Annotated in this window: 7 protein-coding genes; 4 read left to right on the forward strand and 3 right to left on the reverse strand. The window is 73.1% G+C overall.

The features are described from left to right. The 3 genes from AOK15_RS36160 to AOK15_RS36170 form a co-directional block, all read right to left on the reverse strand. Positions 1-704 (reverse strand): AfsR/SARP family transcriptional regulator (locus AOK15_RS36160; protein WP_167738896.1); only part of this gene is annotated, 704 nt, incomplete at its 3' end. A gap of 157 nt (positions 705-861) precedes the next feature. Continuing rightward, complete coding sequence (locus tag AOK15_RS36165) at positions 862-1,632, reverse strand: hypothetical protein (protein ID WP_055522712.1); 771 nt, start codon at positions 1,630-1,632, stop codon at positions 862-864. Positions 1,633-1,893: 261 nt separating this feature from the next. Beyond that, on the reverse strand, positions 1,894-3,987 hold the full coding sequence (locus AOK15_RS36170) for an asparagine synthase-related protein (RefSeq protein ID WP_055522715.1): 2,094 nt from the start codon (positions 3,985-3,987) through the stop codon (positions 1,894-1,896). 713 nt (positions 3,988-4,700) lie between these two features. Between AOK15_RS36170 and AOK15_RS36175 the strand changes: the two genes are divergently transcribed. The 4 genes from AOK15_RS36175 to AOK15_RS36190 form a co-directional block, all read left to right on the forward strand. Further along, positions 4,701-6,125 (forward strand): NsdA family TPR-like regulatory protein, encoded by a 1,425-nt coding sequence (locus AOK15_RS36175; protein ID WP_055522717.1) that lies wholly within the window; start codon positions 4,701-4,703, stop codon positions 6,123-6,125. Between the two features lie 244 nt (positions 6,126-6,369). Beyond that, positions 6,370-7,581: an L-2-hydroxyglutarate oxidase gene (lhgO, locus tag AOK15_RS36180; RefSeq protein WP_055522719.1), complete on the forward strand. Its 1,212-nt coding sequence runs from the start codon at positions 6,370-6,372 to the stop codon at positions 7,579-7,581. A gap of 246 nt (positions 7,582-7,827) precedes the next feature. After that, positions 7,828-8,625, forward strand: coding sequence for a tRNA (guanosine(46)-N7)-methyltransferase TrmB (gene trmB, locus AOK15_RS36185; RefSeq protein ID WP_063799099.1), 798 nt, complete (start codon positions 7,828-7,830; stop codon positions 8,623-8,625). Positions 8,626-8,735: 110 nt separating this feature from the next. Then, on the forward strand, positions 8,736-9,740 hold a 1,005-nt coding region (locus tag AOK15_RS36190; RefSeq protein WP_055522724.1), incomplete at its 3' end, for a PrsW family intramembrane metalloprotease.

The raw sequence follows: 9,740 nt of genomic DNA on the forward strand, positions 1-9,740 counted from the left end.
AGCGCGTGCAGGGCGCGCAGGTCCCGGCCGGGGTCCGTGCCCAGGGTGTCCCGCAGCGCCCGGCGTACGGCCTCGAAGGCCGCCAGGGCCTCCGCCGTGCGGCCCGCCTCGTGCAGGGCGCGGATCAACAGGGCGTGCAGGGGCTCGTCGTAGGGGTGCGTCCCGGTGAGTTCCCGGAGTTCCGGTACGAGGTAGGCGGCGCGGCCGAGGCGGAGGTCCGCCTCGATACGGGTGCGGATCGCCTCCGCGCGCAGGGCCTCGGGGCGGGCGGCGGCGGTGCGGTCGGGGAGGTCGGCCAGGGCCGGGCCGCGCCAGAGGGACAGGGCCTCGCGGAGGGTGGTGGCGGCGGTGGCCGGGTCGTCGTCCCGGGCGAGTGCTGCCTTGGCGTCCTTCAGGAGGTGCTCGAAGGCGAAGAGGTCGACGGTGGCGGGTGCGGTGACCAGGCGGTAGGCGCCGGGTTCCGAGGTGATCGTGTGCCGGCCGAGGGCTCGGCGCAGGCGGGCGACGAGTGCCTGGAGGGCGGCGGGGGCGTCCTCGGGCGGGGTGGTCGACCAGATGTCGTCGACGAGCGTGGACACGGGGACGGGGCGGTCGGCGCGGAGCGCCAGGGCGGTGAGGAGTGCGCGGAGCCGGGGGCCGCCGAGCGGGACGGGGGTGCCCTCGTCGTTCTCTGCACGGGCCGGCCCCAGGATCGCGTAGCGCACCGGGTCATTGTCGCCGGGGCGGGCGAGAGCGGGGAGGCTTTCGCGGCCCTCACCGCCCTTCACCCGCCGTCACCGCCCCTGCCCCGTCCGCGTCACCGTCCCCGTCCGCGTCACCGTCCCCGTCCGCGTCCCGCCCGCGTCCGTGTCCGCGTCAGCGTCAGCGCACCGTCACCGTGTCGCCGTACGCCGTCGCCCCGCTCGTCGTGGACGTCGAGGTGGACTTCCAGCGCCAGGTGCCGGACGTGGAGGCGGTGACCGAGGTGCGGAGCTTGCCGCCGGCGTCGGAGGTGACCGTCTTGACCGTGGTGTACGTGGAGGTGCCGGACCTCTTGAACTGGAGGGCGACGGACCGGCCGGCGTGGGCGGCGTAGGCGTTGGTGTTCCAGTCGGCCCGGGTCAGCGCGCCGGTGACGGTGAGCTTGGCGCCCTTGGCCACGGGCTCCGGGCCCGCCTGGGTGGTGGCGAGCCGGGCGAGCCGCTTCACCTGGATCTTGGCGCTGGTCTCCAGGTCGTAGAAGTCGCTGTCCTTGGCGACGGCCTCGGCGGTGAAGCGCCAGGTGCCGGCCGAGCTGTTCCTGAGCCCGTAGTAGTCGGAGCGGTCGGGGTCGAGGGTGAACTTGAAGGCGCACTTCATGGTGGTGGACGTGGGCCGGGTGCAGTCGGCGGAGTGGGCGTGGATGATCTTGTCGTCGGAGCTGACCAGCTTGGCTCCGAGGATGCCCTGCATGCCCGAGCCGTCCTTGGCGGTGGCGGCGACCGTGACCGTCTGGGCCGTGCTGACGCCCACGTTGAACGTCTTCTTGTTGAAGTTCACCGAGGTGAAGACCGTGTCGCCCTTCGCGGTGTCCGCGTGGGCGGCGGCGGGGGCGAGCAGCGGGAGCAGCACCGAGGTGCCGAGGACGGCGGCCGCGGCCGTACGTGTACGCATGGTTCTCCAGGCACGAGAGCTACGGGCACCTCGTGTGTGCCCTGCGTCGGGGGGCGCGTACGTGCACGTGAGGTACCGGGGAGCCGGACGTCTGTCCGATCGCGAGGGGAGACCGTCGACGGGCCCCGTTGGTTGTACACGTCCGGACTGCGAGATTCCGCTACGTCGCCCGCGCCACGCTGGGCTCTCACACACGGGGCCGGGCCCCGCCGACCGCCGCTACGCCTTGCCGGACCGCTGCCACGCCTTGCCGGACCGCCGTTACATCTGCCGGGCCGTCGCCCCCGCGCCCAGGGCGCCCCGCTGGGGGGTGATCCCGGCGGGCACGGCGCGCTGTCTGGCCGGGGTGCCCGTCCAGCAGGTGCCCCGGCGGGAGAGGAGGCGGCGCAGCCAGAGTTCCAGTGAGACGAGGTCGGCGAGGCCGTCCAGGGGCAGGGGCTCGCCCGCGGCGGCCGCACGGAGCGCGTTGCGGACGACGCGGGCCTCCACCAGGCCGGCCTGCGCGAGGAGCGGTGTGTCGAAGAGGCCGATCAGCGTGTCGGCGGCGACGCGCAGGCCGGTGCGGGTCGCGGCGGCGGACGTGGCATGGGAGGGGGCGCCCCAGCCGGGCGGGAGGTCGGTGACCCCGGCACCCTCCAGGACCGTACGGAGGATGGCGGCGCGGGCGCCGGGCTGGACGCGCAGGGCCTCGGGGAGGGCCCGGCAGGCGCGGACGACCTGGTTGTCGAGGAACGGGGTGTGCAGGCGCTGGGAGCGGATCTCTGCGGCCTGTTCGAGGACGCGCAGGTCGGCGGCGTGGCGGGCCAGGGCCGCACGGGCCCGGAAGTCACCGGGGCGCTGGCCCGGACCGACGCTCGGGCGGCCCGACACAGCACCCAGGCGAATCGATACTTCTGCCAGGGCCTCGCCCGTCAGCCAGCGGGCGGCGGGCCCGGGTCTCGCCCAGGTGAGCGCGGCGAGCGAGGCTCCGACGGCCCCGCCGGGTTCGTCGAAGCGCCGCCGCATCAGACGGTCGGCCAGGCCCTCGACGCCCACGCGGTACGGGGTGCGGGCCAGTTTCCGGGCGGCGCCGTACACGCGTGCGGGGACCATCACCGAGCCGTCCGCCTTGGCGAGGGCGGCGACCGGGCGGACGAGGTGGCGGCGCTTGCGGTCCATCAGCAGGTCGGCGAGGCGGGCGGGGTGGGCGTCCAGGACCTGGCGGGCGCCGTAGCCGGTGAAGTGGTCGGCGCTGCCGGCGGCGAGCCGGGCGCGGTGGCGGGCCGCCATGACGAGGGAGGGGCCCGGTTCGTCGGTCAGCGGGACATCGAGGTCCGCGTAGGGGAGGACGTCCTCGTCGCCGGTCACGACGACGTGGTGGAGGCGGGGGTTGGCGGCCAGGGTGCCCGCGCGTTCCAGTTCGGCCTCGCGGCCCGCGGTCGCCAGGTCGTTGAACGTGACGGCGAGGAGGCGTTCGCCGGCGCCCGTGCCGTGGCCGAGGACCGTGCCGGGGGCGCCGGGCAGGCCGGCGGCGAGGAGGGCCAGCGTGCCCGAGGCGGGGCCGCCGGAGAGGTCGGCGCCGATGCCGGGGACCGGCATCCCGCGGGCGGCGCGGCGCTCCGCCGGGCCCATTCCGGGCACGGGGCCCGGATCGACGTCGGGCACGTGGCGCGGAGCAGACAGACGGGTGCGTACTGCTTCTACGAGAGCGTCCCTCACCGCGTCCACCGCGCTGTCCGGGTCGGCGGCGGGTGCGGCGACCGCGAGGGACGCGACGGGCTCGTAGCCGGCGATCTCGCGCGCCCCGGCGCGCAGGATCAGCGCATGCCCCGGGGGAATGCGGCGCACGCCGTCGTACGGGGTGGAGTCATGGAAGGCGTCCGGTACGTCGGGGGCGGCGAGCAGGGCCGCGAGGTGCCCGAAGTCCAGGTCGGCCTCGACGAGATCGGCCAGCGGCAGGGCGGCCGTCGCGTACGCGGTGCCGCCGGCCCAGGGCGTGTAGAAGACGGGGCGCGCGCCCGCGAGGTCACCGCAGACGGTGACCCGGCGGCCGACCTGGACGACGGCCGTGTAACTGCCGGGCCAGGCGGTGAGATGGCGCAGGGCACCGCCGCGGGCTGCGAACAGGGCCACGCGCAGCTGCTCGTCGGTGGCCCCGCAGATGCCGAGGATCGCGATCCTGGTCTGGGCGTCGGCCTGCACGACACGCACCTCGTCGGGGCGCCAGTCGCCGACGGCCCACAACGGATCGGGGTCGCCCCACAGCGGGTGGGAGCCGACCGGGTGCACCGCCTCGCCGTCCGGGCCGGTGGCTCCGGCGGAGCCGAGGGCGTGCGAGCCAGCGGCGGTACTGCTCCATCCCACCAACCACCGCATCGACGCCTCCACAGGCTGTGGACAACCAGTGCACCGTAGGAACGGCACCCATGCTGCCACGAAGGAGGCTCGATGGAGGGCGTGCGGAGCTGCTTGCGCACCGGTAAGTGCGCCCCTGGGGAGACTTGAGCGCTCCCCCGTCACACCGCCGGACGGCCCCGGAAGCAGGGCGGTCGACAAAGGCGGACCCCGGGTCTACGACGCGAATGCGCCCCCGATACGCTCCCCCAAAACTCCTAACGCGCCCTCAAGAGACGTGGTCGGAGGGGTATTGACCCTCCGCACCCACCGTCGATTTTCGGCCAAATCGGGATCGTGGGACAGAACTCACACATCCTCCGTACCGACCCCGATGGCGACTCAGTGTCAACGAACAGTCCGGGAGGCGGAGTTCACCTCCCGGACCGGTCCGCCGCCCGCGGGGATGAAGGCGGCGGTGTCCCCCAGCCCACTGGATCCAGTACAGCGGGCCGACCCACGCATGACCATGGAACCGCTCCCCCACTGGCCGGAGTAGAGCGCACGGACGGGCGCACGGCCACACAGCGGGGGCACGCGGCAACAGTCCGTACTCTGTCCGCACTTTCGTACGGACCACATTCCCGCCATCCGGATTTAGGCCCCTTAACGCTTGGGATGCGGCGAACTACGCTGGGTTTACGAATGCCGCGTGCCTATGCCGCCGCGGCAGCCGTCTGTTCGAGGGGTGGCGCATGTCCAGGGAGCAACGCGGGCCGAACGAAAAGCTCGGCGCCGTTCTCGCCCTCGCGGGAATCAGCAACGCAGGACTCGCGCGTCGCGTCAACGATCTTGGCGCTCAACGCGGGTTGACGCTTCGCTACGACAAGACGTCGGTGGCGCGGTGGGTCTCCAAGGGCATGGTCCCCCAGGGCGCCGCGCCACACCTCATCGCGGCCGCCATCGGCCAGAAGCTCGGCCGGCCCGTGCCGCTGCACGAGATCGGCCTGGCCGACGCGGATCCCGCACCCGAGGTGGGCCTCGCCTTCCCCCGTGACATCGGACAGGCCGTGCGGTCGGCGACCGAGCTGTACCGCCTCGACCTCGCGGGCCGCCGCGCCGGCTCCGGCGGCATCTGGCAGTCCCTCGCCGGATCGTTCGCGGTGAGCGCGTACGCGACGCCCGCCTCACGCTGGCTGATAACCCCGGCCGACAGCTCGGTGGCGCGCGAGGCGAGCTCCGCGGAGGGCTCGGGGTCGCCGCTGAAAGTCGGCCACAGCGATGTGCAGAAGCTGCGCGAGGCCGCTGAGGACGCCCGGCGCTGGGACTCCAAGTACGGCGGCGGCGACTGGCGTTCGTCGATGGTCCCCGAATGTCTGCGGGTCGAGGCCGCGCCGCTGCTGCTCGGCTCGTACTCCGACGAAGTGGGACGCGCACTGTTCGGAGCCTCCGCCGAACTCACCCGCCTCGCAGGCTGGATGGCTTTTGACACGGGTCAACAGGAGGCGGCCCAGCGGTACTACATCCAGGCGTTGAGGCTCGCGCGCGCCGCGGCCGACGTGCCGCTCGGCGGGTATGTGCTGGCCACGATGTCGTTGCAGGCGACCTATCGCGGGTTCGGCGACGAGGGCGTCGACCTCGCGCAGGCCGCGCTGGAGCGCAACCGGGGGCTCGCCACCGCCCGCACCATGAGCTTCTTCCGGCTCGTGGAGGCACGGGCACACGCGCGTGCGGGCGACGCGGTGGCTGCCGGGGCCGCCCTCAAGGCCGCCGAGGGGTGGCTGGAGCGGGCCCGCGACGGCGACAACGACCCGTCCTGGCTCGGCTTCTACGGCTACGACCGCTTCGCCGCGGACGCCGCGGAGTGCTACCGCGACCTCAAGGCGCCGCGTCAGGTGCGCCGCTTCACCGAGCAGGCGCTGTCGCGCCCCACGGAGGAGTTCGTCCGCTCGCACGGGCTGCGGCTCGTCGTGTCGGCGGTCGCGGAACTGGAGTCCGGCAACCTCGACGCGGCGTGCGAGCAGGGCGTACGGGCGGTGGAGGTGGCCGGGCGCATCTCCTCGGCCCGCACGACCGAGTACGTGAAGGATCTCCTCCACCGACTGGAGCCGTACGGGGACGAGCCGCGGGTGATCGAGCTGCGGGAGAGGGCACGGCCGCTGCTGATGACCCCGGCGTAGACGCTCCGCTGGAGGGCCGGGCGCCTCTTCGTGTGCGGGGGCGGGGGGGCCGCCTGCTCATCTACTCATCTGCCGGGTTTGTGTAAGTTTGCGAGTACGGGTGCGTGGGGGTTTTCGCGCAGTTCCCCGCGCCCCTGTCGGGCTGGCCGGTGGTCGGGATGTGACCGGGGCCATGCAGACGTCTTTCGGGTTTGAGGGCATTGTCAGTGGTGCAGTGCACTATCAGAGTCGGGAGGTGGGGCGCGTGCGGAGGCTGAGCGCTTACGACTGTGATGTGCTCGTGGTCGGCGGGGGGATCGTCGGGCTGTCGACGGCGTACGCGATCACACGCGCCGCGCCGGGGACACGGGTGACCGTCCTGGAGAAGGAACCGGGCCCCGCCCGGCACCAGACCGGGCGCAACAGCGGGGTCATCCACAGCGGGATCTACTACCGCCCCGGATCGCTGAAGGCCCGGTACGCGGTCAAGGGCGCCGCCGAGATGGTGAAGTTCTGCGCCGAGTACGGCATCCCCCACAAGGTCACCGGGAAGCTGATCGTCGCCACCGAGCGCTCCGAGCTGCCCCGGCTGCACGCCCTGGTGCAGCGCGGCCGGGAGAACGGCATACCGGTCCGTGAACTGGGCCCCGCCCAGATCACCGAGTACGAGCCGGAGGTGCGCGGACTCGCCGCCATACACGTCGGGACCACCGGCATCTGCGACTTCGTCGGCGTCGCCCGGCAGCTCGCCGCCGCCTCCGGCGCCGACATCCGGTACGGGGCCGAGGTCGAGCACATCGACCGGCGGGCCTCGCTCGGCGTGGCCGTACGGATCCGCGGCGGTGACATCGTCCGGGGGCGCGTCCTCGTGAACTGCGCCGGGCTGCACTGCGACGAGGTGGCCCGGCTGACCGGGGACGATCCCGGCATGCGGATCGTGCCGTTCCGGGGGGAGTACTACGAGCTGGCCCGGCCCGAGCTGGTGCGGGGCCTGGTGTATCCGGTGCCTGATCCGGCGTTCCCGTTCCTCGGGGTGCATCTGACCCGAGGCATGGACGGAAGCGTCCACCTCGGGCCCAACGCGGTACCGGCGCTCGCCCGCGAAGGGTACGGCTGGGGGACCGTACGGGTGCGGGAACTGGGCGCGACCCTGGCATGGCCCGGAGCCTGGCGGATAGCGCGGCGGCACTGGCGGTACGGCGCCGGGGAGCTACGGCGGTCCGTGTCCAGGCGGGCGTTCACGGGGGCCGTACGGCGGCTGCTGCCCGGGATCTCCGAGGGGGATCTCGTACCGGCGGCCGCGGGAGTGCGGGCGCAGGCCGTGCTGCGGGACGGGACGCTGGTGGACGACTTCCTGATCCGCGAAGGTGCGCGGGCGGTGCACGTACTGAACGCGCCGTCGCCCGCGGCGACCGCGTCACTGCCGATCGGGCGTGAGGTCGGGAGGAGAGCGCTGGCGGCGCTGGCCGCGGTGTGACGTCGGCCGCGGCCGCCGCCGTGTGCCGGCCGCGGCTCGGGGGCGTTGCGGGTGGGGCTTCGGGTTGGTTGTGGCTTGCGCTTCGGGGCCGCTGCGGCTTCGGGTTCGGGGCCGCTGCGGCTTTGGGTTCGGGGCCGTTGTGGCTTCGGGTTCGGGGCCGCTGCGGCTTCGGGCACGGGGCCCGGTCGGGGCCCCGTTCGGGTTGCGGTCTGCTAAGGGAAGCGCGGTCGTAAAATTGGGGGCACTGTGTCTGAGTCTGCCAATGCCTCCGAGTCCCGCACCTCCGGTGCCTCCCTTCGGCGTGCCCGTGCCAAGGGTGAGCCCCGCTTTCCGGACGGGCCCAAGGCCGATCCCGCCGGGGCACACTTCGAGCGGCGGATCAGGAGCTTCCAGCCCCGGCGCAGCCGGGTGACGGCCGGGCAGGCGGACGCCCTCCAGCGGCTGTGGCCCAAGTGGGGGCTCGACATCGACGGGCGGACGCTGGACCTCGTCGAACTGTTCGGCAACGAGAACCCCGTCGTCATGGAGATCGGCTTCGGGATGGGCGAGGCGACCGCCGAGATGGCCACCGCGGACCCCGGCACCAACGTCCTCGCCGTAGACGTCCACACCCCCGGCCAGGGCAACCTCCTCAATCTCGCCGACCGGAACGGACTGTCCAACATCCGGGTCGCCAACGGCGACGCGATCATCCTGCTGCGGGAGATGCTCGCACCCGCCTCCCTGAACGGGCTGCGCGTCTATTTCCCCGACCCCTGGCCGAAAAAGCGCCATCACAAGCGGCGGCTGATCCAGCCGGAGTTCCTCACCCTCGTCGCGTCACGGCTCCGCCCCGGCGCGATCGTGCACTGTGCGACGGACTGGGAGCCGTACGCCGAGCAGATGCTGGACGTGCTGACCGCCCACCCCGACTTCGAGAACACCCGGCCCGACGGCGGGTTCGCGCCACGTCCCGGCTTCCGGCCGCTGACCCGTTTCGAGGCCCAGGGACTGGACAAGGGTCATGTGGTGAACGATCTGCTCTTTCGTCGCGTAGATCAGTAGGAACCGCTTCCAACCCCCCATAGGCGCCCGAACAGTCCCCCCACACCCCCGCGACCGGTCGTACGGTACGACGTCGCGGGCAGCGCCCATCGCTCGTTAGGGTCAACGCAATGGCCACCGGTCCCCTCTACCCGACGCACCCCAGCGGCACCGCCGGGGGAGGTGCGTTCAGGCCCCCGCGCTGGTGGCAGCGGAAGAGCGTCAAGTACGGCTCTCTCATCGCGCTGCTCGCGCTGTCCGGGCTCGTCATCCTGGCGCTCGTCCGCGAGCAGACCGGCACCGAGGGGTTCCTCGTCGGGCTGGGGCTCGCGGTGCTGCCCGTACCGCTGCTCGTGGCCGCGTTCCGGTGGCTGGACCAGGTGGAACCCGGGCCCTGGAAGAACATGGTGTTCGCGTTCGCCTGGGGGGCGTGCGCGGCGGCGCTCATCGCGATCGTGGCGAACAGCTTCGCGACCCAGTGGATAGCCACGGCCACGGCCGACCCGTCGCACGCCGACACCCTCGGTGCCACCGTCATAGCGCCCGTCGTCGAGGAGACCGCCAAGGCCGCGGCCGTGCTGCTGATCTTCCTGTTCCGGCGGCGGAACTTCACGGGCCTCGTCGACGGGGTGGTGATCGCGGGCGTCACGGCGACCGGGTTCGCGTTCACCGAGAACATCCTCTACCTCGGGACCGCGTTCGGAACGGACCAGCTCAGCGGGGGGAGCGGGCTGGCGTCGGTCACCGCCGCGACGTTCTTCGTGCGGGTGATCATGTCGCCGTTCGCGCACCCCCTGTTCACCGTGCTCACGGGCATCGGGTTCGGGATCGCCGCCAGGGCCGGGCAACGGCAGCCCGTGCGGCGGGTGCTGGTGCCGGTCGTCGGGCTCCTGCTCGCGATGGGCATGCACGCGGTGTGGAACGGGTCCGCGGCGTTCGGGGAGTACGGGTTCTTCGCGGTCTACGCGGTGTTCATGGTGCCGATGTTCGGGCTGCTGACGTGGTTGTCGATCTGGGTGCGGCAGCGGGAGCTGCGGGCCGTGCGGGAGGAACTGCCGGTGTACGCGGCGGCGGGGTGGCTGACGCCGCCCGAGCCGTTCGTGCTGGGGTCGATGCGGGCGCGGCGGGCGGCGCGG

Origin of the sequence: Streptomyces ossamyceticus, from assembly GCF_001418475.1 — a bacterium.
Classification (GTDB): domain Bacteria; phylum Actinomycetota; class Actinomycetes; order Streptomycetales; family Streptomycetaceae; genus Streptomyces; species Streptomyces ossamyceticus.

Bases quoted from the DNA above. Each gene is read 5' to 3' on its own strand.
- AOK15_RS36165 (WP_055522712.1), bottom strand. From the start codon at position 1,632: ATGCGTACACGTACGGCCGCGGCCGCCGTCCTCGGCACCTCGGTGCTG.
- AOK15_RS36175 (WP_055522717.1), top strand. From the start codon at position 4,701: ATGTCCAGGGAGCAACGCGGGCCGAACGAAAAGCTCGGCGCCGTTCTC.
- AOK15_RS36170 (WP_055522715.1), bottom strand. From the start codon at position 3,987: ATGCGGTGGTTGGTGGGATGGAGCAGTACCGCCGCTGGCTCGCACGCC.